Origin of the sequence: Sutterella faecalis (assembly GCF_006337085.1) — a bacterium.
Taxonomy (GTDB): domain Bacteria; phylum Pseudomonadota; class Gammaproteobacteria; order Burkholderiales; family Burkholderiaceae_F; genus Sutterella; species Sutterella faecalis.
Window position 1 is genome coordinate 76,597 of the sequence record NZ_CP040882.1, and the last position, 26,763, is coordinate 103,359.

Annotated in this window: 30 protein-coding genes; 19 read left to right on the forward strand and 11 right to left on the reverse strand. The window is 56.5% G+C overall.

Annotation, left to right across the window (positions count from 1 at the left end; translation table 11 throughout):
• The first annotated feature begins 589 nt into the window (after positions 1–589).
• Positions 590–1,594 carry a cytochrome-c peroxidase gene (locus FG381_RS00305; protein WP_139686995.1) on the forward strand — a complete coding sequence of 335 codons (1,005 nt, stop codon included), beginning with the start codon at positions 590–592 and terminating at the stop codon, positions 1,592–1,594.
• Between the two features lie 119 nt (positions 1,595–1,713).
• On the opposite strand, the gene FG381_RS00310 is transcribed toward FG381_RS00305, so the two are convergent.
• Complete coding sequence (locus FG381_RS00310; protein WP_139686996.1) at positions 1,714–3,087, reverse strand: hypothetical protein; 1,374 nt, start codon at positions 3,085–3,087, stop codon at positions 1,714–1,716.
• A 396-nt stretch (positions 3,088–3,483) separates the two neighbouring features.
• Here FG381_RS00310 and FG381_RS00315 point away from each other — a divergent pair, with 396 nt between their 5' ends.
• Both FG381_RS00315 and FG381_RS00320 read left to right on the forward strand, forming a co-directional pair.
• Positions 3,484–5,310 carry an aryl-sulfate sulfotransferase gene (locus FG381_RS00315; protein ID WP_139686997.1) on the forward strand — a complete coding sequence of 609 codons (1,827 nt, stop codon included), beginning with the start codon at positions 3,484–3,486 and terminating at the stop codon, positions 5,308–5,310.
• A gap of 228 nt (positions 5,311–5,538) precedes the next feature.
• Entirely contained in the window at positions 5,539–5,829 is a 291-nt protein-coding gene (locus FG381_RS00320) for a ribbon-helix-helix domain-containing protein (protein ID WP_139686998.1), read from the forward strand.
• A gap of 62 nt (positions 5,830–5,891) precedes the next feature.
• On the opposite strand, the gene argE is transcribed toward FG381_RS00320, so the two are convergent.
• Entirely contained in the window at positions 5,892–7,064 is a 1,173-nt protein-coding gene (gene argE / locus FG381_RS00325; protein ID WP_139686999.1) for an acetylornithine deacetylase, read from the reverse strand.
• 114 nt (positions 7,065–7,178) lie between these two features.
• The gene (tnpA, locus tag FG381_RS00330) at positions 7,179–7,583 is read right to left on the reverse strand and encodes an IS200/IS605 family transposase (RefSeq protein WP_139687000.1); all 405 of its coding nucleotides are present in this window, start codon (positions 7,581–7,583) and stop codon (positions 7,179–7,181) included.
• Positions 7,584–7,662: 79 nt separating this feature from the next.
• On the opposite strand from tnpA, the gene FG381_RS00335 reads away from it, so the two are divergent.
• Entirely contained in the window at positions 7,663–7,980 is a 318-nt protein-coding gene (locus FG381_RS00335) for a helix-turn-helix domain-containing protein (RefSeq protein ID WP_139687001.1), read from the forward strand.
• A 12-nt stretch (positions 7,981–7,992) separates the two neighbouring features.
• Positions 7,993–8,208: a hypothetical protein gene (locus FG381_RS00340; RefSeq protein ID WP_139687002.1), complete on the forward strand. Its 216-nt coding sequence runs from the start codon at positions 7,993–7,995 to the stop codon at positions 8,206–8,208.
• Between the two features lie 201 nt (positions 8,209–8,409).
• Here the strand turns inward: FG381_RS00340 and FG381_RS00345 are convergent, their stop codons facing one another.
• From FG381_RS00345 to FG381_RS00360, 4 genes are all read right to left on the reverse strand, one after another.
• Positions 8,410–9,903 carry an ISNCY family transposase gene (locus tag FG381_RS00345; protein WP_139687003.1) on the reverse strand — a complete coding sequence of 498 codons (1,494 nt, stop codon included), beginning with the start codon at positions 9,901–9,903 and terminating at the stop codon, positions 8,410–8,412.
• Between the two features lie 307 nt (positions 9,904–10,210).
• Positions 10,211–12,484: an IS66 family transposase gene (locus tag FG381_RS00350; protein ID WP_139687004.1), complete on the reverse strand. Its 2,274-nt coding sequence runs from the start codon at positions 12,482–12,484 to the stop codon at positions 10,211–10,213.
• Positions 12,485–12,750: 266 nt separating this feature from the next.
• On the reverse strand, positions 12,751–13,101 hold the full coding sequence (gene tnpB / locus FG381_RS00355) for an IS66 family insertion sequence element accessory protein TnpB (protein ID WP_139687005.1): 351 nt from the start codon (positions 13,099–13,101) through the stop codon (positions 12,751–12,753).
• Positions 13,098–13,514 carry a hypothetical protein gene (locus FG381_RS00360; RefSeq protein ID WP_139687006.1) on the reverse strand — a complete coding sequence of 139 codons (417 nt, stop codon included), beginning with the start codon at positions 13,512–13,514 and terminating at the stop codon, positions 13,098–13,100. Before FG381_RS00360 ends, tnpB begins: the two co-directional genes overlap by 4 nt.
• Positions 13,515–13,591: 77 nt before the next feature.
• Between FG381_RS00360 and FG381_RS00365 the strand changes: the two genes are divergently transcribed.
• Positions 13,592–14,077 carry a hypothetical protein gene (locus FG381_RS00365; protein WP_139687007.1) on the forward strand — a complete coding sequence of 162 codons (486 nt, stop codon included), beginning with the start codon at positions 13,592–13,594 and terminating at the stop codon, positions 14,075–14,077.
• A gap of 201 nt (positions 14,078–14,278) precedes the next feature.
• Here the strand turns inward: FG381_RS00365 and FG381_RS00370 are convergent, their stop codons facing one another.
• Together FG381_RS00370 and FG381_RS00375 are read right to left on the reverse strand one after the other, a co-directional pair.
• Positions 14,279–14,494, reverse strand: coding sequence for a hypothetical protein (locus FG381_RS00370; protein WP_139687002.1), 216 nt, complete (start codon positions 14,492–14,494; stop codon positions 14,279–14,281).
• A 12-nt stretch (positions 14,495–14,506) separates the two neighbouring features.
• Positions 14,507–14,833 (reverse strand): hypothetical protein, encoded by a 327-nt coding sequence (locus FG381_RS00375; RefSeq protein ID WP_139687008.1) that lies wholly within the window; start codon positions 14,831–14,833, stop codon positions 14,507–14,509.
• On the opposite strand from FG381_RS00375, the gene FG381_RS00380 reads away from it, so the two are divergent.
• From FG381_RS00380 to FG381_RS12650, 7 genes are all read left to right on the forward strand, one after another.
• Positions 14,795–15,412 carry a hypothetical protein gene (locus FG381_RS00380; RefSeq protein WP_139687009.1) on the forward strand — a complete coding sequence of 206 codons (618 nt, stop codon included), beginning with the start codon at positions 14,795–14,797 and terminating at the stop codon, positions 15,410–15,412. The two genes, FG381_RS00375 and FG381_RS00380, sit on opposite strands and share 39 nt — an antisense overlap.
• Positions 15,413–15,502: 90 nt before the next feature.
• The gene (locus FG381_RS00385; RefSeq protein WP_228025646.1) at positions 15,503–16,516 is read left to right on the forward strand and encodes an IS110 family RNA-guided transposase; all 1,014 of its coding nucleotides are present in this window, start codon (positions 15,503–15,505) and stop codon (positions 16,514–16,516) included.
• Positions 16,517–16,522: 6 nt separating this feature from the next.
• The gene (locus FG381_RS12635; RefSeq protein ID WP_228025651.1) at positions 16,523–16,696 is read left to right on the forward strand and encodes a hypothetical protein; all 174 of its coding nucleotides are present in this window, start codon (positions 16,523–16,525) and stop codon (positions 16,694–16,696) included.
• Between the two features lie 522 nt (positions 16,697–17,218).
• Positions 17,219–18,970, forward strand: coding sequence for an IS1634 family transposase (locus FG381_RS12640; protein ID WP_228025634.1), 1,752 nt, complete (start codon positions 17,219–17,221; stop codon positions 18,968–18,970).
• Positions 18,957–19,169, forward strand: a complete 213-nt coding sequence (locus tag FG381_RS00395; protein WP_139686989.1) for a hypothetical protein — start codon at positions 18,957–18,959, stop codon at positions 19,167–19,169. Before FG381_RS12640 ends, FG381_RS00395 begins: the two co-directional genes overlap by 14 nt.
• 253 nt (positions 19,170–19,422) lie before the next feature.
• Positions 19,423–19,881, forward strand: a complete 459-nt coding sequence (locus FG381_RS00400; RefSeq protein WP_139687010.1) for a hypothetical protein — start codon at positions 19,423–19,425, stop codon at positions 19,879–19,881.
• Between the two features lie 147 nt (positions 19,882–20,028).
• Complete coding sequence (locus FG381_RS12650; RefSeq protein ID WP_226960302.1) at positions 20,029–20,169, forward strand: hypothetical protein; 141 nt, start codon at positions 20,029–20,031, stop codon at positions 20,167–20,169.
• A gap of 91 nt (positions 20,170–20,260) precedes the next feature.
• Here FG381_RS12650 and FG381_RS00410 read toward each other — a convergent pair whose 3' ends face one another.
• The gene (locus FG381_RS00410; protein WP_139687011.1) at positions 20,261–20,848 is read right to left on the reverse strand and encodes an AraC family transcriptional regulator N-terminal domain-containing protein; all 588 of its coding nucleotides are present in this window, start codon (positions 20,846–20,848) and stop codon (positions 20,261–20,263) included.
• Positions 20,849–21,027: 179 nt separating this feature from the next.
• On the opposite strand from FG381_RS00410, the gene FG381_RS00415 reads away from it, so the two are divergent.
• Together FG381_RS00415 and FG381_RS00420 are read left to right on the forward strand one after the other, a co-directional pair.
• Positions 21,028–21,630, forward strand: a complete 603-nt coding sequence (locus FG381_RS00415; protein ID WP_152157032.1) for a flavodoxin — start codon at positions 21,028–21,030, stop codon at positions 21,628–21,630.
• 32 nt (positions 21,631–21,662) lie between these two features.
• Entirely contained in the window at positions 21,663–22,100 is a 438-nt protein-coding gene (locus tag FG381_RS00420; protein WP_139687013.1) for a hypothetical protein, read from the forward strand.
• Positions 22,101–22,594: 494 nt separating this feature from the next.
• Here FG381_RS00420 and FG381_RS00425 read toward each other — a convergent pair whose 3' ends face one another.
• Positions 22,595–23,788 carry an IS110 family RNA-guided transposase gene (locus tag FG381_RS00425; protein WP_139686987.1) on the reverse strand — a complete coding sequence of 398 codons (1,194 nt, stop codon included), beginning with the start codon at positions 23,786–23,788 and terminating at the stop codon, positions 22,595–22,597.
• A gap of 84 nt (positions 23,789–23,872) precedes the next feature.
• Between FG381_RS00425 and FG381_RS00430 the strand changes: the two genes are divergently transcribed.
• The 4 genes from FG381_RS00430 (at position 23,873) to leuE (ending at position 26,668) form a co-directional block, all read left to right on the forward strand.
• A complete protein-coding gene (locus FG381_RS00430) occupies positions 23,873–24,466 on the forward strand; it encodes a DUF362 domain-containing protein (RefSeq protein WP_165697771.1) in 594 nt (197 codons plus the stop codon).
• 36 nt (positions 24,467–24,502) lie between these two features.
• Positions 24,503–25,156, forward strand: a complete 654-nt coding sequence (locus FG381_RS00435) for a flavodoxin family protein (RefSeq protein ID WP_226960301.1) — start codon at positions 24,503–24,505, stop codon at positions 25,154–25,156.
• Positions 25,153–25,887, forward strand: coding sequence for a DUF4405 domain-containing protein (locus FG381_RS00440; protein ID WP_139687015.1), 735 nt, complete (start codon positions 25,153–25,155; stop codon positions 25,885–25,887). The genes FG381_RS00435 and FG381_RS00440 overlap by 4 nt, the downstream gene beginning before the upstream one ends.
• A gap of 109 nt (positions 25,888–25,996) precedes the next feature.
• Positions 25,997–26,668, forward strand: coding sequence for a leucine efflux protein LeuE (gene leuE, locus FG381_RS00445; RefSeq protein ID WP_139687016.1), 672 nt, complete (start codon positions 25,997–25,999; stop codon positions 26,666–26,668).
• The last annotated feature ends 95 nt before the right edge of the window (positions 26,669–26,763 follow it).

Sequence of the window (26,763 nt, forward strand, 5' to 3'; positions counted from 1 at the left end):
GCTTGAATGAAAGGGTGGTTGGTTGAAAATTTGCCGGCCCTTTCGCGCCGCTGGAGATTTGCCGCCCGGCCTTTGGATTCGATGCCTTCAGGAGAAGGCGGCTTGGAACCGGGCATTAAAAAACCTGCGGCGTTTGAGACCGCAGGTTTTGTACTTCGTCTTCAGAGAGGTACGTGCAGCTCAACGCTTTGACGTAAAAAATCGCCAAAACGCGAAATAAAACGATGCACGGTGAAGCGTAGTCATTTTGCTCGAAGCTCTGAAAACGGGTGAAAACAGAAAAACTGTGAGATTCACTTTACAGGCCTGAATGCGGTTTGAAAAGGCTCCCGGAGAGCGATTGCGGACCTCAATGATTTCGGTCAAGAAGGACTAGGCAAACCTCCTCAGTGGAAATCCTGAAGGGCGGAATTGGATTGATGGGAAGCCTAGTGCAAGCGAGGATTTGATTAAGATTAGAGAACCCCTATTGACGGACTAGATATTTAGTATTAGCAATAGCTATAATTCTATTTCAGAATGCATGGCAATTAATAAATGCTATTGCAAAATGCAATAGCAAAGCCAATCCCCCTGTAAGGAGATCCCCATGAAAAAGACCCTTGCTGCCATCGCGCTTGCCTCTGCCATGATGGCTTTCGGCCTTCCCGCTCAGGCTGCCGAACCGATCGACCCGATCGAACCCGTTGAGGTGAAGAACCCCGCGCTCGTTGAGCTCGGCAAGATGCTCTTCTTTGAACCCCGTCTTTCCCGTTCGGGCTTCATTTCCTGCAACAGCTGCCACAATCTCGCCACGGGCGGCGTCGACAATCTCGTGACCTCCATCGGCGACCGCTGGGCTCAGGGCCCGATCAATTCGCCGACGGTCCTCAATTCCTTCGGCCAGATCGCCCAGTTCTGGGACGGCCGCGCGAAGACCCTCGCCGAACAGGCTGCCGGTCCGATCGCCAATCCGCTCGAAATGGCCTCCACCCATGAAATGGCCGTGAAGGTGATCTCCTCGATCCCGGGCTACGGCGAGTACTTCAAGAAGGCCTTCGGCGACAGCAAGGTCGACATCCAGCGCATCACCGACGCGATGGCTGAGTTCGAACGCACGCTCGTCACGCCGAACGCCCGCTTCGACAAGTGGCTCAAGGGCGACAAGGACGCGCTCACCGCTCAGGAATTGAAGGGCTACAACCTCTTCAAGTCCTCGGGCTGCACGATCTGCCATAACGGCGCTCAGGTGGGCGGCCAGTCCTTCCAGAAGATGGGCCTTGTTCGTCCCTATCAGACGACCAATACCGCCGAAGGCGTGAAGGCCGTCTCGGGCCGCGACCAGGACCGCATGAGCTTCAAGACCCCGATGCTGCGCAATGTCGAGCTCACCTATCCGTACTTCCATGACGGCGCAGTGTGGACGCTCGAAGAAGCCGTGGCCATCATGGGCGACGTGCAGCTCGGCCGCCGCTACACGAAGGAAGAGCTCGCCGACATCTCGGCCTTCCTGAAGACCCTCACGGGCGATCAGCCGAAGATCGAGTACCCGGTGCTCCCGCCCTCCGGCCCCGAAACGCCGAAGTTCAATCCCTGGGCTCCGGCTGCCAAGTGATTTTTCTGACGAAGGGCGAAGCCTCTAAGGTCGCCTTTCGATAAGGAATCCTGGATTTTCGCGGTGCGCTTAGCTCTTTCCAAGAGCGGCGCACCGTTCTTCGTTTTGGCCCCGGAGAATCAAGAGCGGTTGCGGAGGTCCCTGATGTCCTCGACTTCCTCGTCCTCTTCGTTTTCTTCGTCCTCCTCCTCGTCATCGTCATCGTCATCGTCGTCCTCGTCCTCGTCTTCAAGGTCGTCGAGGTCGTCAAAGCCGTCGAGGTCATCAAAATCGTTCACCTCGATGTCGTCGTCGTCATCTTCGTCGTCGTCATCGTCATAGGTGCTTAGGACCGTTGCTCCCGGCGCGCTCCCGAAGTCCGGGTAGTCTTCCGGATCGAGCGTTGAAATGAACCGCTCGATTTTCGCCCTGACTTCTGTCCTCACTTCCGGATCCGGGTCCGCGAGGAACTTCTTGGCCCAGAGGTCCGCATCGTCGCGCTTCAGGAGGCTCTCCATCATGGCGATGATCCGCCTGGGATCGTTTTCGAGAAAGGCCTCCACCTCCTCGGTCGGGAGATGGAGCGGTACCGCGGTGAGTGCGCGTCTTACGGAAATCGACGGGTCGCGGGCAAACTCGACCGCGCTGGTTTGGTCGTAATTTGCTTCCTCTGCGGCGCGGCGGCGCACGAATTCCCGGGGATCATCCGTGAAGAGGCGGGCAAAATCCAGCGGGTATGCGAACACGTCCTTCGGGAGCTTCACCTCTTCGCATCCGCAGGCGAGAAGTCGGATTGCCGACTCAATGTCGGCGGGCTCGGTGAGCTCAATGGAGGTCCCGGGCGCGCCGGAGGGCTTCCCGTCGCCGAGAGAGAGAATGAAGGGCGGAGCATCTTTGACCGGCGCTTCTCCGGGAAGCGGCGCCCCGGACATGATGTCCTGAAGGAGGGACGCCGTATTGCGGCAGACGGCCCGGCCTCTGATCATTTCTCTCGCGCTCCTGCGGACATCGGCGTCTAAGAGGGCGCGGGCGAGCTTTTTCCGGCCGGAAGCCCGGCGCGCAAGCATTTCGAGGGCGCGCGGCGTTTGAATAAGTTCAGTGCGGATGTCGAGCGAACGGTCTTCGAGGAGCTTTTCATACTGGGCCCCCGTGAGCGGAAGCGAAAGAACGGTCGAGCGGACCGAATGGGAGGGGCTTTTGACAAGATTTGCGGCAAAGCGCGCCATCGCCCGGGATTCAAACTTCTCGTCGAGCATCTTTTTGACGTATTTCTCCGTCGCGGAGTCTTCGTCAAACCAATCTCCGATGGGAACATTGCCGAGAATGTCGTCCGAGAGCAGGTCCGGCTCCGACGGGATGAACATGCAGACGGAGTCCGGGTCGAGAACCACCGTCAGGTCCTTGTAGGAAAGATAGGCGCAGGAGTCGGAAGCTTCCGCGTCCGAAGGAATGCTGCGGCTGAGGCGCTTGATTTCGCGGATGGCGTTCATGCGCTTCTCGCTATTGAATGTCATGATCCTTTCCTTTTTTATTCTGAAGAGTTCCTTTTGGAGAAGCGGCCTCCCGGCTTCGGGGTCGTCTCTCTCATGCATTCAGTATCCCGGTTTATGCGTCAAAAAATATCGCAGTGAAACGCTCCCGGTCTATTCCAAAAACTTCAAAAAGGTATTTCATCTTCAGTTCAATTTTTCGTAGAAGCGGGAATAGATGGATTTCTTCCCCGGGAGCACTATTTCTCTCAGACCAACTGCTTAGTTCTTTAGGGGTGTGTTTTGAGATGCGTCCCGGAGAACCGGAGGCGCCGCTTCAGGCGGCGCGCTCCCATTGGCAGCAGCTTTATCCCGTGTCCCGGGTCTCCTTAACGCAAGGAGAGAAGCGCCGGGATCCATCTTCAAAAAAGGGAACTTCAGATGAAAATGCAGAAGCGCACTTTCCTTCTTTCGGCCGCAGCCTGCGCGATGATGACCGCCACCGGCGCCATGGCAATGGGGACGCCGAGCGGCTTTGCCGTTGTCGGGTTCAACAAGCAGGGCAATCTCGGCGAAGTCATCGTCAATCCTTACAAGATTGCTCCGCTCACGGCGGTGATCAAGAACGGCGGCTATGAGCTTCTCTCGGCCACCGTCCGCGTCGTTCCGAAAGAGGGCGGTCAGGAAATCAAGTATGAGGTTTCCCGCGCTCAGCTCCTCACGCACGCCGGCATTCCGGTTTTCGGCCTTTATCCGGACTATTCCAACAAGGTTGAAGTGAGCTACTCCTACCGCTTCGACGGAAAGGTGGTCGACGGCAAGCACACCTACACCATCTACTGCGGCGGCATCCGCGGCATGGAATCCGGCATGCCCGGCGAAAAGAATCTGATGTTCGACACCGAAGTGAAGAAGGTGGCGCCGGAATTCAGCGACCGCCTCTACTTCGTCAACAACCTCGGCGCCACGCCCGGTCAGGACACCCGCGCGGTGTGGAACAACCCCATGGGTGGGGCGCTTACGTGGAGCTACCTCCCGAAGATCGCCATCATCGATACGAAGGGCGACATTCGCTGGTACCTTGACGCTTCCACGCTCTGGGATCCGGAATCGATCTACAGCAAGGGCGTCATGATGGGCTTCAAGCAGAATGCCGACGGCGCCATCTCCTGGGGCTTCGGCCAGAAGTACGTGAAGTACGACATCATGGGCCGCAAGGTCTTCAATCGCCGTCTGCCCACGGGCTACAGCGACTTCTCGCACTCGATGGATCCGATGCCGAACGGCCACTATCTCCTTCGCGTCGCGTCCTCCGACCTCCGCCGCATCGACCAGAAGCGCGTGCGCACGGTCCGCGACGTGATTATTGAAGTGGATCAGTCGGGCCGCGTCGTCGACGAATGGCGCCTCTTCGACATTCTCGATCCGTATCGCTCGAACATCATCAAGGCCCTCGACCAAGGTGCCGTCTGCCTCAACATCGACCCCTCGAAGGCGGGCCATACGCTTACCGCCGAAGAGCTCGCCGCTCAGGAGAAGTCCGACAACTTCGGCGACATCGCGGGCACCGGCCCGGGCCGCAACTGGGCGCACGTGAATTCGGTCGACTACGACCCGGACGACGATTCCATCATCATCTCCTCGCGCCACCAGTCCGCCATCATCAAGATCGGCCGCGACAAGAAGGTGAAGTGGATCCTCGGCGCTCCGGCAGGCTGGCGTTCGCCCTGGAAGGAAGCGCTTCTTACGCCGGTCGACAAGTCCGGGAAGCCCATTTCCTGCACGGACACGACCTGCGAGGGCGGCTTTGACTGGACGTGGACGCAGCACACGGCCTGGCGCATCGATTCGAAGTCCAATAAGGACGTGGTCTACGTGTCGGCCTTCGACAACGGCGACGCCCGCGGCGCAGAGCAGCCGGCGCTTCCGGAAATGAAGTATTCGCGTGCGGTGATCTACAAGATTGACCAGAAAAAGAGAACGGTCGAGCAGGTCTGGGAGTACGGCAAGGAGCGCGGCCATTCGTGGTACAGCCCCGTGACGTCGCTTACGGAATACCAGGCCGACAAGGATTCGGTGGTTGCCTATTCCGCCACTGCCGGCTCCGACTTCGATCTCACGACCGGCGCCATGAAGGGTCTCCCCAACCCGTACATCGACGAATTCAAGTGGGGCGAGAAGGAGCCCTCGGTTGAAATCCAGCTTCACAACACGTCGGGCTATCAGGCATGGCCCTTCAGCGTGAAGAAGGCCTTCACCGACAATTAACACTTTCTTGCGGCGCTCATTCGGGCGCTGCAGAAGGCAAATGACAGGCGGCGCTTCCTGATGGCTTCGGGAGGCGCCGCTTCAATTCTGAAGTTCAGAAGCGGATGGCCGCAGGAAGGTTCTCGCATAAGAGTCGAGCTTCGTCGTCCGGCAGGAATCCTTCCTGTGTGACGAGGAAGCCTCTATCATGAAGGAAGAACACGCCTTCTCTGAATCTGAGAAAAAATAATGAAGAAGACTGCCGCTCACGCTGCCGATGCAGAATGGAACATTGCCGTTCCGCCCGATCTTGATGAGGACTCCCGCCTTTTCCTCGCATCTCGAGGCGCCAAGGAAGTGTCCTTTCCCTTGCTGGTCCGGAAAGCAGCATCTTTGGTGATTCTCTCTTCTCTAACGAGAGAAGTGAAGGAGGAAGTACGTCGTTCCGGACTTTCTCAGGAAGAACTCGACGGGTTCATTGCGGACGGTATTGCCTGGGCTCGCTCTCCTGTTGCGGCCGCTCGCGGCAGCGCTGCCTGAAGGATAGGTTCGGCCTTCAAAGGGAAGGCCGAAGACTCCTCGCATCTAATCAGAAGGCGTGATCAGCTGGCGAATTCCGTCCAGAGTTTTTCGAGCATCGTCATGCCCTTTTCGAGTTCTGAAAGCTCAATATATTCATCAACGCCGTGCGCCTGACGGATTGACCCCGGGCCGAGAACCACCGTGGCGCCGAGATGCTGCAGGAACGAGGCTTCGGTCGAGTAGCTCACGAAAGACCCTTCGCGTCCGGCAATGGCTTCAATGCGGGATCTGAGCTGGGGATCCGGGTTGATGAAGGGATCGAGATCGGGATAGAGCACTTCGAGCGTTGCCGTTGCGGGCGAGGCGGCAGCAAGCCGCTTCATGGAGGCGTCGAGCATCCCGCGGATTTCCTCGGCATTGCATTTCGGAAGCGGCCGGATGTCGAACTCGAGCCGCGCCTCAGCGCAGACGCGGTTCACGTTGTCGCCCCCGCGGATGGAGCCGATGTTGAGGGTCGGGTAGGGCACGCCCGGGAGGCCGGGATGGTCGAACTCCTTTTCGCGCCGCGTTTTGAGGCGGGCTTCAAGGTCGTTGAGTTCCTCGACGGCGAGCGCGGCAGCCTTCACCGCATTGATCCCCCGGGTCGGGTCGGACGAATGGGCCGCGCGCCCTTTGATGATGATCGCGCGCCCCATGTAGCCCTTGTGGCCGAATACGGGCGAGAGCTCGGTGGGTTCGCCGACCAGGGCAAGCTGCGGCATGACGCCGAGCTTCTTCAATTCCGGGACGGCTGCGCGCGCGCCCGCCATGGACGTTTCCTCGTCGCAGGTGATGAGAACGCCGAAGCCCTTTGCCGCAGCTTCCGGGTGACGGCGGGCGAGCGCCATTGCCGAAGCGATGAAGCCCTTCATGTCGCAGGAGCCGAGCCCGTAGGTCTTTCCGTCGCGGACCGTCAGGGACCAGGGCGAATTCGTCCAGAGTTCCGGATTGCAGCCCACCGTGTCGGAGTGTCCGGAGAGGAGAAGGCCGCCGGGCGTCGTGCGGCCGGTCATGGGACCCCTGAAGGCAAAAAGGTCGGCTTTCCCGGGCTTGTATTCGAAAACGCGCGTTTCAAAGCCCATGGCTTCGAATTCCGACTTCGCCCAGTCGATGAGCGGGCGGTTCGGCTGGTCGCTTTCGGGCAAAATGTCGCTCACGGTATTGAAGGCGACGAGTTTTTCTAGGTAGTGCAGACAATCAGAGATGACGGACATCGGATGCTCGCTTGTTTCTGGAGGCGCTGACGAGCCGGGAGCTTCGCTTCCTGCGGAACATCAGCAAAATCCGCCAGGAGCCCTCGCCCCGGATGGGGCGGGGAGGAATGGCGGCTAATCGGTTGTCTGATTCTCAATGTATTTTTTAAGAACTTCCAGGGAAGCTCCGCCTACTGAACAAGCAAAGTAGCTGCGCGACCAAAACAGCCCTGTTTTGCCTCCTTCAAGAATCCCTGGATATTCCTCGCGTATCTTTCGAGACGAACGCGTTTTAAAGCGGTTCACCATCTCGCTGATGTTCACCTTCGGAGGATAGCTCACGAGCAGATGTACGTGATCCGCTTCCCCGTTGGCCTCCAGGAGGCTGCAGCCTAAATCTTCGGCCGCGATTTTTAGGGCAGCAAGCACGCTTTCGAGCACTTCCGGCGTCATCACTTTTCGCCGGTATTTCGTTGTGAAGATCAAATGCACATGGAGTTTCGTCACGCTGTGACGCGCTCTTTCGTAGTCGTCGAACATCGAAATTCTCCTTGACCGCTAATGCTTAATTATGATAATATCATAATATTATTTAAAAATAAATTTATTTGACCGCCACATGCTCCGTGCTGCGAAATTCCGCATCTACCCAACTGCCGCTCAGGAAGCTTTTCTCTGGGCACAGTGGGGTGCTGTCCGCAAGTGCTGGAACATGGCGCTCTTCCTGAAGAAGCATTACTACCGTACGCGGTGCGTATCGCTTGACCTCATCCACGAGATCAAGCCACTCATCGCCAGAGCCAAGAAGTCGAAGAAGTACGCATGGCTCAGGGAATACGATTCGATGGCGCTTCAGGAATCGGTGCGGAATCTCAACAAGGGCTACCGCGCTTTCTTTGAGGGAAGAGCAGGCTTTCCGCACTACAAGTCCTGTTAACGGGCAGCAAAAATGAGACTGCTAACCCACAGCGATAATGAGACTTTTTCTGCCCCTCTGGGTGACACCAGCAATCGGCAAGAGTTTCACAACAGCGCTGATCTTTTCAAGGAGGCGAAAAGCTACACAGCGGCTTTTCTGGTAACGCGCGAGCTCGCGGATTGGTTTGCGGGCATTGTGCTGGCCGAGCGCTCCACTTCGGCACCTGGCGGCGGTACCGGCATTTAGCCTACGGGCACTGAGGCAAGCTCTGTCAAGCGAACGTGGAATAAACGAGCGCGGCCTTCAGACGCGCGAAGCTTTATGCCGCGAAAGTCGCTTGACAGAAATCCCTGAGATATCATTTAGTTAAGGCGGATGCATCCAAGCGCAGCGCGCGGTGCATTCGCCTTAACGACCCACCATCTCAACGGTGCTTCAACCGTTGAGTTATCTCTTGGGCTTCAACTTTTCCTTGGCTGCTGCAATACGAGCATTGATTGCTTTCGCTTCTTCGATCTTTCGGTTCAGTTCCTCCCGTTTCGCCATCGCTTTCAGAGCCGATCTCCTTTGCATTTCGTGCCAGGGGCTCTTTTGCGTCGTTTCTGAGTCTCCTTTCTTTTGACGCCCCACTTCATCAACGCGGTGATTCAGTGTCTTGGCCGTTTCTTCCGGTGTTGCGACTGACATTTTCAATTTCGTTCTGTCGTGTTCCGTGAATTCGAGCACGTGGTAGCGTTTTCGGATTCTCGGCCCCTCTTTGGTGATCCGCTTGCGATGTTCAACCTCGTCGCACCAGAGGATTTCCACCCGCCCATCGGCATACTCCAGCAGATTGCACTCAGTCTTCATCATTGCTCCCCTCATGGAGCGGCCCACCCCGACAATCTGCAGTGTCTTGCTGCCGTAGGACACCGTCAGGTTCCTGCTGATCATACGTGTATGCCATCTGGCAAAGATCTGCTCAATGCGTTCTTTCGTTTCCTCCAGCAGCGGCGCGTGGCTATCCTTAGAGTCAGCGGGAGCAATTGCGAATTCTTGGTTATAGCTCGCCAGCAATTCCGGCATTCGTGAATTTGCTTCCGCCATATTTCTGATGCCCAGCACACGGAACTCTTTTGGCCATCGTCCCTGCAGCGTGCTGAATGTTCGCTCGACCCGCCCTTTGGCTTCTGGCGAATTAGCCCGTATCCCCGTTACCCCCAACTCCCGACAGACTCTTTGAAATTGTGTTTCCTCGGATTTTCCGCTCTTCGAGGGATTTACTGGGGCAAAGATGGAATGTCTGTCGCTGTACAGAGCCCATGGAATCCCATATTTTTCAATGTACTTATTCAGCAACTGAAGATATCCTTCAGATGTTTCTGTTGGATAGAAGCCGGCGACCATGATGCGGCTTGTTGCGTCATCGACAAAGATGAGAAGCGCGTAGCTGTTATCGTCTCCGGTTCCCTCGAACCATGGATGCGGACTGCCGTCAATTTGAATCAGTTCCCCAACGCTCGATCTGCGGCGGCGCAGCTTATGCGCGGTCGACCTGCGCTCCTTTGGAGTTTCTTCCGGACGAAGTGTTGTCAGGATTCGTCGTACCGTTTCAACGGAGACCTCAATACCCTCAATGAGCAAATACTTATGCAGGAGGGTTGCCTGGAAGCCCTCATATTTGCCTGTTGCAAACTCGATGATCCTCGCTCTGATCTGCGGATCGAGCTTATTGGCCGGAACACGATTCCCTTGACCGGTATGTGAGGGCAGCCGACCTGTCTCTCGCCAGTTCTTGAGATGCCGCATAAACGTGCTGCGAGGCATCTGCATCAATGTCTTGGCATCCTCAACGCTATAGAGATGCCTTTCGTAGCCTTCAAAAATTTCCTGAGGTGTCAGCCGAGGGATTTCGGACTCAACAACAGAAGGGCCCCGAGACTTTCTTGCTTGTTTCGACATAGCAGTCTCCTTGGTAATTAAGCCGAAGGGATTTCGACTTAATATCCAAGGAATACATTATGTTAAGAGGAAATACCATTGTCGATATTCAGCATATTCAGTAGTCTCATGCAGAGGTATCCTGTCTTATTGCTGTGGTATCTCATCTCATTTCGTCATGGCATCGGGTCCCATTCATTTGTATGCAGTTCTGCCGCTGGGGCGTATCTGGACTATGGGTATAAAAATCCCGCGTAAGCGGGATGCTTTTTATTCAGCGCCGGCAGCCGCCGGGGCCGGCGGCTTGAGGCATAGCTCAGAATAGCCTTCAGTCTGCCGACTGATGCTTCTTCCACTCCCAGGGGAGCCACGGCGTCAGGTCGAAGTCTTCGAGCAGCGCTTTCATGTCCCACTTCTGGATCTTCTTGTACGGGTCCTTGCCTTCCCGGTAGGCCTTCGTCCAGCCCTTTGCATAGGCATGCCGGAATGCGGCCGCGCTATATGCGTTCAGCCACTTTTCGAGGTCGATGTCGTTCAGCTTCGCCGTCTCCGCCATCGAGATGCAGGTTGCCACTGCATCCGCCCCTTCCACGGTCTGCATAAAGTTCTGGTTCTTGCGCAGAATCGCAACCGGCCGGATGGCCCGCTCCACCGTGTTCGTTTCGAGGGGGATGCGGCCGTCCTTCAAAAACTGCTTCAGGCTTTCACGCCGGTTCATCCAGTAGACGACGGCTTCGGCCATCCGCGAATTAAATTTCTTCGAGAATTTTCCGTTTTTCTCCAGCGCCAGCTTTTCTGCCAGACCTGCGTAAAGCTTGTCCACGGCATCAAGCACCGGCTTTGAGTAAGTTTCGCGATGCTTCTGAATGCGTGCCTCATGCTCTTCGGCGGTCTCGTCCTCAAGGCGTTCTGCAACTTCCTTTTCGTACTGGAAAATAAGCTGAATGCCGCTCAGGATGGAGAGCATCTGTGCTTCCGGAGCCGCATCAAGCGCGCGCTTCCCGATCCGCTCGGCGCGTTCTTCCGGCGTGAGCTTCTCGAGTTCCGAGAGGTACTGCTTGCACGTAACGGCTTCATAGGCTTCACGACGGGCATGCACGAGACAACTCTGCCTGAGCACTCCCTTGAGTACCGTTTCCGCCAGAGCATCGTATCCGGCATAGCCGTCGACGACGATGGCATCCATCCGGCCCTTCAGCGACTCAAGGCGCTTGCCGATATCCTCGGCTCTTCTGGAGCCGAGCGTGGAAAACCAGATGAAGGGCGTCGGACTGTCCGTTTGGGTTCCCACGGTAAAGACGTAGGTCTGCGAGCTTGTCTTCGTCTTGTCCGCGTAAGCGCCGCGGCCTTCGCTTTCCAGAATGTCGTATCGGGTTTCATCGGCCAGAAACACGCGGTCGCCGCAGTTTCCGACGATGTGCTCCATCAGCGGCCTGAGGTAGATATCCGCCCAGGCGTAGAGATTCTCAAAGAGCGTGTTCGAGCCGAGCTTCAGGCGGCTGAACATCATGTTCTCAAGCCGGTTGATCGGCAGGCCGTTGTTGAGCAGCTTCACGGCTTCGGCAAGGCAGTTCATGGAGACGGTGCGCTCCGGCTTCACGGGAAACTGCATGTGCTCCGGGAATACGGGGTGCACGGTGCGGCACTTCTCGCAATACTGAAGTTCGATCTGATTCTGCTGTCTTTCAAAGCGATCCTGCACGGCCTGAGTAACCGCAACAAGCTTCGCCACCTGTTCTCCGAGGTTTTTGAGCCTGCCGCTGCAGTGCGGGCAGCTGTCCGAAGCGCCTTTTCCCGGGGTGCGGAGCACTTCCGGAAGGTCGCTTTTGGATTTCTGCCGTCCGCGCACCTTCTCGTCAGCCGCTTCCTCCTCCTTTTCTTCATCAGAGGCTTTTTCGGCCGTCTTCTTTTCGTTCTCAGGCTTAGCCGGCTCCTCAGTCTTCTGAGGCTGCCGTGCCAGAGTGATCTTTGTCATGAGCGCCTGCGGAGTGACGGTCTCTTCGGCTTCTTCGCCGGACTTCGCTTCCGGCTTCTCATTCGCAAAAGCCTTGTCCTGCTCGTCCTGCAGCGCGGTAATGGCCGCCTGAGCCTTCTGCGCCTGCCGAATGCCCTGCTGAATGGCTTTGATGTCCGCCTGGATGCTTCCCTGGTTCTTTTTGACTTCCGCGAGTTCAGGCGTGAGCTTTTCCCCGCCCTTTCCGAAGGCGAGTTCGCGGAACGTCTCCGCATTGCGCGCTTCGGCTACGAGCTTCTGCACGCACTTCAGGAGATCATCCCAGAGCTTCAGATTGGCCTGCGGATCCAGACTCAGATTGCGCTCCACGTCAAGGCGCATGCCGTGAATCAGCGGGGCGACTTCCATAAGAAAGGCCGCAGCCGCGGCGTACTTCTTCTCGGAGAGATCCAGCCGAATTTCCGTCTCTTTGGCATAAGCCTTCGCTGCAGATGCCGCTTTTTCGGCTTCTTCGGCCTTGCGCTCTGCCGACTGAGCCTTACGCTCCGCTGTCTCTGCTTTTCTCTCAGCAGCCTCAGCCTGCTGCCGGGATTCCTGCAGCAGGGCAATCAGTTTTTCGCGGGGAAGAGCAGAGAGATCGACGGACATGGAATACAGGGGGAATCGGTGTTGGAACAGGGGTAATTTTACCCGTTTTCCGATCCTGTAAAAAACTCTCTTTCCCTACTGGCAGTAGCTTAAACGGCCATTTATAAGCGTTCTGAGAGCATCAGTATTCCGGAGGTCTTTTTGCCTTCCGCACTCCTTTGCAGACTCACTGAGCGGCGCTTCCCGCACACTCTGCATGATATTGAATGCGTCGCATTTTCACTTTTCACTGTTGTCTAAAAACGAACTCAACCAATTGATTTACATCAATTTTTGAGCATCCCTTGTCTCTCAACCTGCAGATTTTCTCCATCGAGGTAAGCCATCAGTTCCTCAGGCGTAATGGGTGCCGCAGCAGGTCCGGAAGCCCGCATCAGGAACTTTGCAAACCTGCCCGAATTCAGGCGCCGAACTACCATGCATGCCCCATGCTCATCCCAGAAGACGATCTTGCAGACCTTGCGGTTGCGGGAGACGAAGACAACGTAGTCATTGCCTTCGGCAACAGGAATGCCGAGGAGCGATTCAGCCATGAACGTCAGGGTGGAAAGGCCGTTGCGGCCGTCAACCGGCGTGGCGACGAGCGTCGTTTTGCGCGAGGCGAAATCAATGATCATGTCCGCACTCCTGCCGCCTGCATCATCCCGATTGCCATAAGCTCGGGAGATTCAGATCTAAACTCGAGCAATGACCCGTTTGGCAGAATCAGCCGTACCTCCCGTGCCACAAGGCCGGAGGGATGGGAAATCCGTTTAACCGGGATATTGCGTCCGACTTTAGTCGCGACCTTGCGCGGCGTCACAGCGGGAAGGGTAGCCACGGCCACGGTGCCGATCTGCGAAGCAGCCGAACGTTCAGCCGCTGCAGACTCCAAAAGACGCTCAATCTCCTTGAACTTTCGATAAAGCGTAGTAAGACAAGGCGTCTCGTCGGGGAAGAAGCATTTGAAGCGGGTCTTATGGAAGTCAATGCGGGTAAGGCCGGTTGCCTTCCAGGCGTCGTATGCCCTGCGCCAGTTGGGACTGATCATGAGATCCTCCTGAATGGGAACGACCTCAAGTTTCCCCGAAAGTATTTCAGCCCGCTCTACCTATAGTCCAGTTACGTATGATCAGCAGGAACCTGACGGTGTCCTACGGCAGCAAGACACTGCAGATTGTCGGGGTGGGCCGCTCCATGAGGGGAGCAATGATGAAGACTGAGTGCAATCTGCTGGAGTATGCCGATGGGCGGGTGGAAATCCTCTGGTGCGACGAGGTTGAACATCGCAAGCGGATCACCAAAGAGGGGCCGAGAATCCGAAAACGCTACCACGTGCTCGAATTCACGGAACACGACAGAACGAAATTGAAAATGTCAGTCGCAACACCGGAAGAAACGGCCAAGACACTGAATCACCGCGTTGATGAAGTGGGGCGTCAAAAGAAAGGAGACTCAGAAACGACGCAAAAGAGCCCCTGGCACGAAATGCAAAGGAGATCGGCTCTGAAAGCGATGGCGAAACGGGAGGAACTGAACCGAAAGATCGAAGAAGCGAAAGCAATCAATGCTCGTATTGCAGCAGCCAAGGAAAAGTTGAAGCCCAAGAGATAACTCAACGGTTGAAGCACCGTTGAGATGGTGGGTCGTTAAGGCGAATGCACCGCGCGCTGCGCTTGGATGCATCCGCCTTAACTAAATGATATCTCAGGGATTTCTGTCAAGCGACTTTCGCGGCATAAAGCTTCGCGCGTCTGAAGGCCGCGCTCGTTTATTCCACGTTCGCTTGACAGAGCTTGCCTCAGTGCCCGTAGGCTAAATGCCGGTACCGCCGCCAGGTGCCGAAGTGGAGCGCTCGGCCAGCACAATGCCCGCAAACCAATCCGCGAGCTCGCGCGTTACCAGAAAAGCCGCTGTGTAGCTTTTCGCCTCCTTGAAAAGATCAGCGCTGTTGTGAAACTCTTGCCGATTGCTGGTGTCACCCAGAGGGGCAGAAAAAGTCTCATTATCGCTGTGGGTTAGCAGTCTCATTTTTGCTGCCCGTTAACAGATCCACTTCGTCCATCCGAGCCCGATCCTCACATCATCGACAGCGATCGCATTGAAGCGCTTGTGGTCGACAACAGTGAGAATTCCGTGCGCACCATCATTCGCCTTATCGATGTTGAGAAGCTCGGCAGCTTTGAGCGCGAGGAGCTCGACAAGCTCCGTCGTGCGTTCGGCAAGGAGCGCGCGCGTTTCATTCAGCTCCTTCGGATGCGGGAACATCGCAGGAACTGCTGCGGCACGGGCTACCGCAGGATCAGAGACGCCATCGTGAAGGAAGACCGCATGGACAAGAATGCGGGCGTTGACGTGCAGGCGAAGCATTCCGGCCTGCAGGCGAGGCACTGGAAGATGGCGCTCCAGTCGGCAGCGATCGTCGTCTCGAACTACTGGCGTCTGGCGCAGGCGAACGCCAAATCCGTTATTTTTGCCAAAGAGTGGACGAAGGACCTCAATGATGTGGAGCGCTTTTACATCCACATGATGCTTTCGAGGCTGCGCCCGGAATTCTTTGAGCTCATTGACGGCAAAAATCCGCACTTTGAGAGATTCCGGATGGAGGAAATCCGCGATCTGCCGAAACTCTGCCTGAGGATCCGCCGGACGGTGAGGAGAGCCTTGGGCAGCTTCCCTAGCCCGGGCCGGTCCGTCAACGTGTGGTTCGACCAGTCCTGCTACAAGGTGCAGAACGAAAACGGCGTCGAGTGCGTCTACCTGACGAGCATGACGAAGGGGAAGCGCATCCGCGTTGAGCTGAAGGGCATCGGCAAAGTAGGAAGCGTCATTCACCTTCTTTTCAGGAGTGACGGGAAGCTTGAGCTCCATGTCATGGAGCCTCTGAAAAAGAAGGCGCTTGAAAATGTGCCGGCCGTTCCCGAGGAAAAGTACTACTCCCGGGCTTAATGACATGGACCACCCACTGCATCGAACCCGTTCGAGCGAATGGGCGCGACAATAGGTGTATCTACCTCTAATACCGCAGGAGGCCATGCCATGACAAAGAAGCATACGCAAACGACGCTTGATGTTTCCATCGAATATTCCGCGATCGGGCTGGACCTCGCCAAATACGACGTTTCCTTGGCAGCGGTGACGCTCAACGAGGGAGAAATTATTTGTATCGACCGCGTGACTTATGCCGAGCTCTATGAGCTTGCCGACAAGCTCTCCCCGACGCTGTTTGCAGTTGAACCGTGCTGCGGCTACTCGCAGCTTGCCCATGAGCTTGAAGCTCGCGGCCATGAGGTGAGCGTTATCAACGGCAAAGTCGTCAAGATGTGGATCGACACGCATATGTCGGGCCAGAAAACCGACATCAACGATGCGCTCGCGCTTGCCCGGCTGACGGCCGATCCGGATCTTCGGCCTATTCGCGCGAAATCTCTCGAAGAATGCCGCATTATGACGGTGCAGGGCGTGCGTCAGCAGCTGATCGGACAACGTACGAAGACGCTCGTCAGCTTCAAGGGCTTTGCCCAGACCTGGGGAATCCACATGCCTGCCGGCAGGCGCAATCTCAAAAAGATGCGTGAAGCCGTGGAAGCTAAGGCAGACATGATGGGCGACGCAGCTGTCTCTGCTCTGACGACGATGCTTGACCGCGTGAAGACGCTCGATGATCAAATTCATCAGCTCGACAAGGACCTTGAAGCACTGGTCAGCGCCAATGCCAACGGCAGGCTGCTGAAGAGCGTCATGGGCGTCGGCACTCAGATCGCCGCCCGCTTCATTACGGTTGTCGGCGATGTAAAACGGTTTGAAACGTCACGCTCGCTTGTTGCCTACATCGGATGCGTGCCGAAAAATTACATTACGGGGCATGTGAATAAGCCCAGACAAAAGAAGAGCTCTGCTCCCGACCTGAGCAGCAAGGGCCAGGGGCGAATCAGCCGCCGCGGCGACAAATTGCTGAGATCCCTGCTGATGCAGGGTGCGGCCTGCATCTACATGCAGTACTGCAAGAGGCAGCTGCCCGACTGCCAGCTCACAAAGTGGATTGACAAGTAGCTGGCGGTGAGGAAGCCCTACGGCAAGATCATGGTGTCGCTGGCGGCGAAACTCATCCGGATCGCATGGGCGGTGCTCACCTACGGCAAAAAGTTCGACATCCACAGAGCGGGCGTCCCCCGCTCGGTGCTGGCGGCGATGGCCGTTCAACCCAGCAATGAGGCTGCCGCTGCAGCATGAGGCATCGGCAATTCCATAACTAATCGCGTGAAATGAGAAACCCTTTTCTGTAAGGCTTGTCCGACAGCTATTCATGTCGAATTGCACTTGATGCATGTGGCTTTTTATTGGCAAGGACAAGACTTCTGATGAGTTCATTTTGGCCATGGCATGCAAGCATGCCGACAGGCCTGAGAGATTAACGGAAGCGGCCTCTCTCGTTGATGCGTGATTACTGGGACTGGAATACTGCCGGCAACAACCAAAATGACATAACACGGATTAGCCGATGTAGGGTCGCTAAGTCCGAATGCGGGCTGCGCTTCGCTTGTCGCATTCGCACATAGCGACATTGTATCGGCGGAGGTCCTGTAAAGCGGCTTACGCGGCATATCCTCAACTTCCAGAACCGCATGACTCTCGTTCAAGATCCAGCAGGATTTTGATCATTACTACCGAAAAAACTTAAAAAATTTCATTGCGTCGCCGGCGCTTTTCTTGTACACTCGAGAGTAATATATTACTCTCGCAATTTAACTTCGAATGTTCCTGAATTTCACGGTCCCGATACCCAGGCTCAAAGGAAAAATCAGTCGGCAAGGCACTAAGAGCGGAACGTACATCCACTACGTTCTGGAGCGCAGCTACGACCCGAAAAAGAAGCACACGGTGCCCAAGCGTGTGCTAATCGGAAAATGCGTTGGTGAAACCGAGACCATGGTTCCGAATGAAAATTTCCTGGTCTTTTTCCCTGATGCCGTTCTCCCAGAAGTCCGGGAGAGCGCCAGGCGCTGCAGCACGCTGATGGCCGGCAGCTACATCGTCATAGCAAACATCGTGCAGACGTACGGCCTCGGCAAAATGCTCCAGAAGCATTTCCTTGATCGAGCTGGGCTGGTGCTGGATCTGGCCGCCTACATGATCATTGAGGAAAGGAATCAAGGGCAGTACTACCCGGACTACGCATATCGACATCCGCTCTTCTCGAAAGACATGCGGATTGCGAGCGACGCCGCCATCTCGAGCTTCCTCGCCAACGTCAGCCCGGACCAAATTTCAGGCTTTCTGAACGACTGGAACGCAAAGCGCGATCATCGCTCACGGATCTACATTTCCTATGATTCAACTAATAAGAACTGCCAGGCGGGAGATGTTGATTTTGTTGAATTCGGCAAGGCCAAAGTCGATCAGGGATGCCCGATTTTTAATCTTGCCGTCGCCTACGACAAAACCAATCAGGTGCCGTTGTTCTATGAATGCTACCCTGGCTCCATTAATGACGTCAGTCAGTTCAAATTCCTTGTAGACAAGGCAATTGCGTACAACTACAAGCGTATTGGCTTCATCATCGACCGAGGTTATTTCTGCAAGATCAACATCGACTACATGGATGCGAATAACTTTGAGTTCATCATGATGGTTAAGGGCTGCAAGGCACTTGTGGCCGAATTGGTCGACAGGCTCCACGGCACTTTCGAAAATCGCGTCGACGCCTCCCTGCGCGAGCATTGCATCAGCGGCACAACGGAAAAAATGAAGATTTTTCCGGAAGACTCACGGGAGCGCTACTTTCATGTCTTCTTTAACCCCATGAAGATGGCGACGGAGCGGCGCGATATAGAAAACGCGCTGACGCAGATGCAGAAGAACTTCGACCAGTGGGTCGGCCGTGAAGTGGAGTTCGGATCCCCGCATACAGATTACTTCCAGTGTCACTACGACGAAAAAGGCCGCTTCCTTTTTGCCGAAGAGAAGAAGAGCATCATCGAGCATGCTTATTCGAGATGCGGATATTTCTGCATCATTACCTCCGAGAAAATGAGCGCCAGAGACGCTTATCTGCAGTACCGAGGCCGCGACGCCTCAGAGAAGCTCTTCAGCGCAGACAAATCATTCCTGGGCAGCAAGAGCATGCGGGTACACTCCGCAGAAGCCGTAAGAGCCAAGATTTTTATTGAATTTATTGCTCTCATTATTCGACAGAGGCTCTACAACCTCCTGAAGGATGAGATGCTCCGCCTGCCGACAAAGAGGAACTACATGACGGTTCCTGCGGCGATCCGGGAACTGGAGACAATCGAGCTGGTGAGAATCAATGACGGCAGATATCAGCTTGACCACGCAATCACGAGGACGCAGGAAATCATCCTGAAATCCTTTGGCATGACGAAGGACAAGGTTATGTCGCAGGCCGCCGCCATCTCTGCCGCGCTTGCCGGAAAGAAAGACAGCATGGAGGACGTCGAGGATCTGGAACCGATTGGCGAGGAGGAGAATGAAGATGCCGAAGCGTAAGTCGCTGGCTTCGATTGAGAAGCAGATCAAACTGACTCAGCAGCGGTTGCTGAAGGTCAAAACACGTTACGAGAAGCTCGGGGTAAAGCTCATCGAACTCAACAAGGAAAAGACGCTGCGGCAGGCCGAAGTGATTGCGGAAGCCATGGCTCGAAGCGGTAAGACCATGGAGGAACTCATGACCTTTTTAAGCCGCTGACTGACCGTCCGAAGTCGCGAGAGTAATAAACGGCTGGAAGTTCAGGCATATGCTCCGCTCGGCCTGAAGGCCGTGCTCGCTATTCCACGACCGCTTGACAGGAATAGGCTCAGTGCCTGAAGGCACCAGGCCAGCAATGCCGCCAGCTGCCGCTATAAGGCGCTCGACTAACTCACTGCCCGCAGCTTCGCTCCTGAGCTCGCGCGTTACCGTACTTGGAGCTTGACAAACGTGGGTGGTCCAGAGATTCGACATGGGCCTTACAGAAGTCTTCACGGACGATGAAGGAAATCACTACGGGAAAAAAATCGGGGAGCTGCTCTCGAAGTTTGCTGAGACGCTCAACCGGAAGCTCACGGCAAGGAATCGCCTGCAGTCGCTTGCGCGGAACACGACAAGCAAGCGCAAGCGCCGCAACATCCTGCGCTTCAACCTGGGGAGCGAACGCTTTGAAGCGCTCAAAGCCCGGATGAAGGCTCAGATCCGATGCTGCATCAACCATGCTCTGAATGAAATATTCAAGAAGGCACCGGCTGATGCGTACATCGTCGAGGAGCTGAGCGCGAATTTCCTTCAGGATAAAAAATGGTCAAAACGCGTGAAGCGCCTGCTGTCAGGCTGGGTCCGGGGCATCATCGGTGAACGTCTGGCCTTCAAGGCGGCAGAGCGTCAGGTGAAGCTTGTGAAGGTAGCGAGTTCCTATTCGAGCTAAACATGCCCGGAATGCCTACTGGCTCACCGGGAGAACAGAAATGGCGACAAATTCAAGTGCAGGCATTGCGGTGCAGTCTACCAATCAGACCATGCAGCAGCGCTTACCTTGCTTCTCCGAGTGGGAAGAGGAACCTGGCCCGGCAAGATGACGAAGGAAAAGGCCTGGGAGCTTTCCCGCCGGGAGTATGAGGAGTGCTGCCGCTTAAGAGGCGTGGAGCCGCTCGAGGATCCTCATAAAGTTCAAAAGAAAGAGAAAAAGACCGGCGCTGCGAAGGGAGGCGCCTGACTCTAAGTTTTTAAGCAGAATCCGAAAACCAAAATGAATGAAGAAACAATACTGAAGACCGGGAAACCGCCGGATATGCAGTAAGAAACCGTCAATCCCGGCGGTCATGCGATCCGAAGCAGGCATGAAGAACTGAGAGTGCGTATGGATTAGAGAGCAGCGCACGTAATGATCGCTTCTTCAGCCAGCCAGGAAGTACGCCGGGAAATACAAGCGCTTTTAGAGCGGCAGCCCGGGCCATTTCAGACATTGTTCCCCAAGCGGGGCAGAGGAAGAAATTGAGCAGGAGCTGCTGACCGTTACGGCGCTGACAGCCCTGATCCATTCGCTCAGTCCACGGATCAGAGAGCTGAACAAAGGAACCACCCCGGTAAAATTGGTGGATTCCAGCTAACGGATGGTCGCTCGAGGGCGTTGTTACCGTGCAGTGCCCGGGAAAAGTGCCGCAGCAGACAAGAAACTCGCCTTCTCTGTAGAGGCGCGTGATGCCGCCCGCAACGGTGAGCTTTTCTCCTTGCAGAAGGAAACTCGCCATCGGCCGCGTGATGTAGGTCCCTTCGGCGTTTGCCGCTTCTCTTCTATAGAACGTGACGCCGGGGACGGCTGACGGTGCGGCAAGCGGTTTGGGGAGGATCCGAGCAAGCGCATGAGCGGCAGCCCGGAGGTTTTGAGACATCATGGGTTTGACTGAAAAAGGCTAATTCTTGAGAGAAAAGAGTCATTAATGATAGAAACTGCGACACTAATATGCAAAGGAGGTGCCGGAAGCGCGCTGCACTGCGGCCGGAAGAAAACGGTCGAGAAAGAGCGCCGCGCGCGGGTGAACGTGCCTGTAACCCTATAAGAGTGAGGCCTTTTATGAATCAGTCGAGTCGCTATTCCCGCCGCAGCGTCCTTTCGCTCGCCGCCGGAGCATTTCTTTCAGCGAGCGGCGCGCTCCTCCCAAGCGGCGGGAGCTTTGCCGCAGAGGCGCCCCGTGCGGCTCTTGTGTATTTCTCCCGTACGGGCACCACGGCGGGGCTCGCGCGCATGGTTGCTGAAGCCTCGGGAGCTGAGGTTTTCGAGTTGAAGCTCGTCGATCCTTATTCGGACGACTACAGCGCCATGACGGGGATCGCTAGGAGCGAGCGATCGAGGAACGCCAGGCGAGAGCTCGCAAAGCCCCTTCCGGATCTCTCAGGCTTTGATCTCATTTTCCTGGGATCCCCCTATTGGTGGGGCGGACTGTCGATCCCGGTGCGCACCTTCCTGATGGACAACCCGCTCGCAGGGAAGCGCGTCGCGCCCTTCGTCGTGTCGGCGAGTTCTTCGCCCGAAGGTGCCTGGGAAGATCTGCGCGAATTCTGCCCGCAGGCGAGGATTCTGCCCGGGTTCCATACCGTGCAGTCGGCTGCATCGGGCGCGCGCGGCGACATTACGGCCTGGGTGAAGTCGTGCCTTGAGGCGCGCCAGGGCCTCTGATCCAGGGATGAATTTAGGAAGAAGGAATCATCATGACGCACGAGGGAATATTCAAAGAGGGCTTCTCTATTACCCGCCGCCGGCTGGGTCAGGCGGGGGCGGCCCTCGGGCTCCTTGCGGCCGCCGGCCGCACGGCTGCGGCAGAGGCAACGCCCGAGGTCTTCTATTCACCTGAAGTCTCCGCAGAAGCGCTCCTCAGAATCTACGACCGGCTCTCGGGCGGGCTCACGGGGAAAATCGGAATCAAGATTCATGGCGGCGAAGCACGCGTGAATCTGCCGCTCTTCAGGGCGCTTCAGGCCCATATTCCGGGAAGCGCCTTCATTGAAACCAACTGGGCGAGCGATTTCGGCGGCGCCAGGCGCTATACCGAATCCCACATCGCCGAAATCAAATCTCTGGACCACCCACGTTTGTCAAGCTCCAAGTACGGTAACGCGCGAGCTCAGGAGCGAAGCTGCGGGCAGTGAGTTAGTCGAGCGCCTTATAGCGGCAGCTGGCGGCATTGCTGGCCTGGTGCCTTCAGGCACTGAGCCTATTCCTGTCAAGCGGTCGTGGAATAGCGAGCACGGCCTTCAGGCCGAGCGGAGCATATGCCGCGTAAGCCGCTTTACAGGACCTCCGCCGATACAATGTCGCTATGTGCGAATGCGACAAGCGAAGCGCAGCCCGCATTCGGACTTAGCGACCCTACATCGGCTAATCCGTGTTATGTCATTTTGGTTGTTGCCGGCAGTATTCCAGTCCCAGTAATCACGCATCAACGAGAGAGGCCGCTTCCGTTAATCTCTCAGGCCTGTCGGCATGCTTGCATGCCATGGCCAAAATGAACTCATCAGAAGTCTTGTCCTTGCCAATAAAAAGCCACATGCATCAAGTGCAATTCGACATGAATAGCTGTCGGACAAGCCTTACAGAAAAGGGTTTCTCATTTCACGCGATTAGTTATGGAATTGCCGATGCCTCATGCTGCAGCGGCAGCCTCATTGCTGGGTTGAACGGCCATCGCCGCCAGCACCGAGCGGGGGACGCCCGCTCTGTGGATGTCGAACTTTTTGCCGTAGGTGAGCACCGCCCATGCGATCCGGATGAGTTTCGCCGCCAGCGACACCATGATCTTGCCGTAGGGCTTCCTCACCGCCAGCTGCTTGTCAATCCACTTTGTGAGCTGGCAGTCGGGCAGCTGCCTCTTGCAGTACTGCATGTAGATGCAGGCCGCACCCTGCATCAGCAGGGATCTCAGCAATTTGTCGCCGCGGCGGCTGATTCGCCCCTGGCCCTTGCTGCTCAGGTCGGGAGCAGAGCTCTTCTTTTGTCTGGGCTTATTCACATGCCCCGTAATGTAATTTTTCGGCACGCATCCGATGTAGGCAACAAGCGAGCGTGACGTTTCAAACCGTTTTACATCGCCGACAACCGTAATGAAGCGGGCGGCGATCTGAGTGCCGACGCCCATGACGCTCTTCAGCAGCCTGCCGTTGGCATTGGCGCTGACCAGTGCTTCAAGGTCCTTGTCGAGCTGATGAATTTGATCATCGAGCGTCTTCACGCGGTCAAGCATCGTCGTCAGAGCAGAGACAGCTGCGTCGCCCATCATGTCTGCCTTAGCTTCCACGGCTTCACGCATCTTTTTGAGATTGCGCCTGCCGGCAGGCATGTGGATTCCCCAGGTCTGGGCAAAGCCCTTGAAGCTGACGAGCGTCTTCGTACGTTGTCCGATCAGCTGCTGACGCACGCCCTGCACCGTCATAATGCGGCATTCTTCGAGAGATTTCGCGCGAATAGGCCGAAGATCCGGATCGGCCGTCAGCCGGGCAAGCGCGAGCGCATCGTTGATGTCGGTTTTCTGGCCCGACATATGCGTGTCGATCCACATCTTGACGACTTTGCCGTTGATAACGCGCATCTCATGGCCGCGAGCCTCGAGCTCAAGGGCAAGCTGCGAGTAGCCGCAGCACGGTTCAACTGCAAACAGCGTCGGGGAGAGCTTGTCGGCAAGCTCATAGAGCTCAGCATAAGTCACGCGGTCGATACAAATAATTTCTCCCTCGTTGAGCGTCACCGCTGCCAAGGAAACGTCGTATTTGGCGAGGTCCAGCCCGATCGCGGAATATTCGATGGAAACATCAAGCGTCGTTTGCGTATGCTTCTTTGTCATGGCATGGCCTCCTGCGGTATTAGAGGTAGATACACCTATTGTCGCGCCCATTCGCTCGAACGGGTTCGATGCAGTGGGTGGTCCATGTCATTAACCCAGGGCGTCGACTTTGCGCCTGTGGACGTCCTCGATCGCGATGACCAATACGAAAAGATTCCCGTGACGGGCGGAAAGGAACTCAAGGAGATTGAGGTCCCGAGCGCGCTCCTTCACGACTACGGCGGCACCATCGTGCTCACGAACTTCAAGATCCCAAGCTTTGCGGGCTATACGGGCGCCATTAAGAACATCGGCATCGGACTCGTCTCGCCCGACGCCAAATCGATTGTGCACGGCCCCGGCTACGAGCGCTCGGAAGGCTTCTACACGCGGCTCGCCGACGCTGCCAAAGGCGTGAAGGATCGGCTCGGCGACCGCCTGATTTCGATCAGCATCATCACCGGCATGCACGCAGAGCGCATCGGGGGCGCGACGCCACGGTCGGGCGACCTTGGAATCCTGGGTTCGCTCGATCCGACGGCAGCAGACCAGGCGGCCTGCGACCTTGTCTGGGGGCTGAAGCCCGAGGAGGCGAGAAAACTCTCGCTTCGCGAAAAGATCGATTCCGGCTACCTCCAGCTCGAGTGCCTCGAAGGCATCGGTTCCGGAAGCCGCGCCTACCGGCTCATCCGCATCTGATATTTGACATTGAAAATTACCTTCAGGAGACCCCAAATGTCTGATGTCATTCATTTTTCGCGCAGAGATGCGCTTCGAACCGGAGCGGCCGCCGCCGCGGGTCTTATGGGTGCGGGCTCCCTCCCGGCACTCGCTGCCCCCGGCGGAAAAAAAGTCACCGTCATCACGGGAAGTCCCCACCGGCGCGGCACGTCCTTTCTTCTGGCTGACGAATTCATTCGCGGCGTGAGAGAGCAGGGAGCGGAAGTCTTCCGCTTCGACTCCGCCTTCCGGCGCGTCACGGCCTGCAGCGGATGCGATCGGTGCGGCCTCGGCGCCGCGCCCTGCGTCTACCGCGACGACATGTTTGAGCTCAACCCGCATCTCCTTGAAAGCGACCTGATCGTCTTCTGCACGCCGCTCTATTACTACGGCTTCTCGGCGCAGCTCAAGCTCGTGATCGACCGCTTCTACGCGATCAATACGCAGTTTCATCACGGCCGCCGCGCCGTGCTTCTCGCTACAGCCTGGAATTCGCAGGACTGGACCTTCGAATCGCTGGTGAGCCACTACAAAACGCTCTGCCGCTACATGGACTGGGAAGACGCCGGAATGGTGCTCGGATACGGCTGCGGCACGCGCTCCTCGATCGAGGCGTCGGATTATCCGAAGGAAGCTTATGAACTCGGGCAGAAGGTGAGGATCTCATGATGAAGTCATTCCTGCCGGTGGATCCCGGGCGGTTGTGGCTCCTGAGGATCCGCTTCGACCGCTTCCTTTTCCTGATGCTCTACCTCATCATGATGGACCGCTACACGCTCAATCCCGTTCACGAGGTTCTGGGCGTTGCCGCCATCCTGGCGTTTGGTCTCCATACCTGGGTGAACAGGAACTGGTATTCAGGGATTCTCCGGCAGGTGCTCGGGAAATCGAAGGTCAGGAGGAAAAAGCCCGGCATCGGACGCTGGTGCGTGATCGTCCTCAATTCTCTTCTCACGCTTCTTTTCGCCGCTTCTATCGTGAGCGGCATCATGGCTTCGCAGTCGCTCTTTGCCTGGGCGACGCCCGACGAGTGGAGGATGGACCTCGACTACCGCACGGCTCATGTCGCGCTCTCCGTCTGGGCGTGGTTCCTCGCCGCCATTCATCTGGGTCTCAACTGGGAAGCCCTTTGCCCAGGACTCGCGGGAAAGCGCGGGCTGAAGTTCGCCATGGGCGCGTTAGGGGTCCTCGCCATCCTCCTTTCCTCAGGCGCATTCATGAGGCGCGAGGTTGATCTGCTGCTCGAATTCAAGAGCGCTTATATACCCGTAGAACTTGAGGAAATGCCCGGACTGATGCCGTTTGACTGCCTGATTCTCTTCATCGGCACAGCAGCCTGCGCCGCCTTCCTGAGATTGAGCTTCGGGGTTTTGAGAGAGGCGCCCAAACGCCGGGCGTGAAGGCTGCCGGGCTTCCAGCCTCGGGTATACAGGATGCGCAGGGACGTTATTTGATACAATTTGCGCCCGCATTTTTTCTCTGAATATCCGGTCACTCGAGGAGTAATTCATGCTCGAACAGTTCGGCATTCTGAATCCCTGGATCTATACGCTCGGTGCGCTCATGATTGTGCTCGCACCCGGGCCCAATACGCTTTATGTGCTCAAGACCAGCGTTCTTGAGGGACGGCGCGCCGCCTCTGCGGCAATTGCCGCCGTCATGATCGGCGATTCGGTTCTGATCTTTCTTGCCTACATCGGCATTGCTGCGGCCATCAAGGCGCACCCGATGATCTTCACCTGGGTGAAGGTGGCGGGCGGCCTCTATCTTGCCTGGCTCGGCGGCAAGGTGATCTGGAATACCTTCTTCGTGAAGAAGAAGGGCGAGGGAAAGCCCGCTCAGATTGATGCGGCCGGGAAAGCTTCCCCGCAGAAGGGCGCCGTGATGAAGTCCTTCCGCACGGCGCTTGCGCTCTCCCTCACGAACCCGAAGGCGATTCTCTTCTATGTCTCCTTCTTCGTTCAGTTCATCGACGAATCCTACGCGCACACCGGAATTTCATATCTGATTCTGGCCCTCATCCTGCAGGCGATCAGCTTTACGTGGCTTTCGCTTCTGGTGACGGTGGGCGCGGACTGCCTCAAGCTCCTCGCAAGGAACCCCGGCGTCGCGAAGCTCGGCAATACCGCACTCGGGAGCCTCTTTCTGATGTTTGCCGGAAAACTCATGCTCGATGCCTGATATAGGACAGTAAGAAACCTTCAGCGGGCAGCGCCGGGTCGTATTGAAAAGCCTTGAGGCGCCCGCACTTTTGCCAGTGATCCCTGCAAATGAAG

What these genes read in the sequence shown, in the direction of transcription:
- FG381_RS00395 (WP_139686989.1), top strand. Translation starts at nt 18,957, where the DNA reads ATGCCGAAGCGTAAGTCGCTGGCTTCGATTGAGAAGCAGATCAAACTG.
- FG381_RS00415 (WP_152157032.1), top strand. Translation starts at nt 21,028, where the DNA reads ATGAATCAGTCGAGTCGCTATTCCCGCCGCAGCGTCCTTTCGCTCGCC.
- FG381_RS00305 (WP_139686995.1), top strand. Translation starts at nt 590, where the DNA reads ATGAAAAAGACCCTTGCTGCCATCGCGCTTGCCTCTGCCATGATGGCT.
- FG381_RS00385 (WP_228025646.1), top strand. Translation starts at nt 15,503, where the DNA reads ATGACAAAGAAGCATACGCAAACGACGCTTGATGTTTCCATCGAATAT.
- FG381_RS00400 (WP_139687010.1), top strand. Translation starts at nt 19,423, where the DNA reads ATGGGCCTTACAGAAGTCTTCACGGACGATGAAGGAAATCACTACGGG.
- FG381_RS00350 (WP_139687004.1), bottom strand. Translation starts at nt 12,484, where the DNA reads ATGTCCGTCGATCTCTCTGCTCTTCCCCGCGAAAAACTGATTGCCCTG.
- FG381_RS00345 (WP_139687003.1), bottom strand. Translation starts at nt 9,903, where the DNA reads ATGTCGAAACAAGCAAGAAAGTCTCGGGGCCCTTCTGTTGTTGAGTCC.
- FG381_RS00320 (WP_139686998.1), top strand. Translation starts at nt 5,539, where the DNA reads ATGAAGAAGACTGCCGCTCACGCTGCCGATGCAGAATGGAACATTGCC.
- FG381_RS00340 (WP_139687002.1), top strand. Translation starts at nt 7,993, where the DNA reads ATGAGACTGCTAACCCACAGCGATAATGAGACTTTTTCTGCCCCTCTG.
- FG381_RS00440 (WP_139687015.1), top strand. Translation starts at nt 25,153, where the DNA reads ATGATGAAGTCATTCCTGCCGGTGGATCCCGGGCGGTTGTGGCTCCTG.
- FG381_RS00435 (WP_226960301.1), top strand. Translation starts at nt 24,503, where the DNA reads ATGTCTGATGTCATTCATTTTTCGCGCAGAGATGCGCTTCGAACCGGA.
- FG381_RS00360 (WP_139687006.1), bottom strand. Translation starts at nt 13,514, where the DNA reads ATGATCAGTCCCAACTGGCGCAGGGCATACGACGCCTGGAAGGCAACC.
- FG381_RS00410 (WP_139687011.1), bottom strand. Translation starts at nt 20,848, where the DNA reads ATGATGTCTCAAAACCTCCGGGCTGCCGCTCATGCGCTTGCTCGGATC.
- FG381_RS00310 (WP_139686996.1), bottom strand. Translation starts at nt 3,087, where the DNA reads ATGACATTCAATAGCGAGAAGCGCATGAACGCCATCCGCGAAATCAAG.
- FG381_RS00430 (WP_165697771.1), top strand. Translation starts at nt 23,873, where the DNA reads ATGTCATTAACCCAGGGCGTCGACTTTGCGCCTGTGGACGTCCTCGAT.
- FG381_RS00335 (WP_139687001.1), top strand. Translation starts at nt 7,663, where the DNA reads ATGCTCCGTGCTGCGAAATTCCGCATCTACCCAACTGCCGCTCAGGAA.
- FG381_RS00380 (WP_139687009.1), top strand. Translation starts at nt 14,795, where the DNA reads ATGGACAAGAATGCGGGCGTTGACGTGCAGGCGAAGCATTCCGGCCTG.
- argE (WP_139686999.1), bottom strand. Translation starts at nt 7,064, where the DNA reads ATGTCCGTCATCTCTGATTGTCTGCACTACCTAGAAAAACTCGTCGCC.
- FG381_RS00315 (WP_139686997.1), top strand. Translation starts at nt 3,484, where the DNA reads ATGAAAATGCAGAAGCGCACTTTCCTTCTTTCGGCCGCAGCCTGCGCG.
- FG381_RS12640 (WP_228025634.1), top strand. Translation starts at nt 17,219, where the DNA reads ATGTTCCTGAATTTCACGGTCCCGATACCCAGGCTCAAAGGAAAAATC.
- FG381_RS00370 (WP_139687002.1), bottom strand. Translation starts at nt 14,494, where the DNA reads ATGAGACTGCTAACCCACAGCGATAATGAGACTTTTTCTGCCCCTCTG.
- tnpA (WP_139687000.1), bottom strand. Translation starts at nt 7,583, where the DNA reads ATGTTCGACGACTACGAAAGAGCGCGTCACAGCGTGACGAAACTCCAT.
- FG381_RS12650 (WP_226960302.1), top strand. Translation starts at nt 20,029, where the DNA reads ATGACGAAGGAAAAGGCCTGGGAGCTTTCCCGCCGGGAGTATGAGGAG.
- leuE (WP_139687016.1), top strand. Translation starts at nt 25,997, where the DNA reads ATGCTCGAACAGTTCGGCATTCTGAATCCCTGGATCTATACGCTCGGT.
- FG381_RS00425 (WP_139686987.1), bottom strand. Translation starts at nt 23,788, where the DNA reads ATGACAAAGAAGCATACGCAAACGACGCTTGATGTTTCCATCGAATAT.
- FG381_RS00365 (WP_139687007.1), top strand. Translation starts at nt 13,592, where the DNA reads ATGATCAGCAGGAACCTGACGGTGTCCTACGGCAGCAAGACACTGCAG.
- FG381_RS00375 (WP_139687008.1), bottom strand. Translation starts at nt 14,833, where the DNA reads ATGCTTCGCCTGCACGTCAACGCCCGCATTCTTGTCCATGCGGTCTTC.
- FG381_RS00420 (WP_139687013.1), top strand. Translation starts at nt 21,663, where the DNA reads ATGACGCACGAGGGAATATTCAAAGAGGGCTTCTCTATTACCCGCCGC.
- tnpB (WP_139687005.1), bottom strand. Translation starts at nt 13,101, where the DNA reads ATGATCATTGATTTCGCCTCGCGCAAAACGACGCTCGTCGCCACGCCG.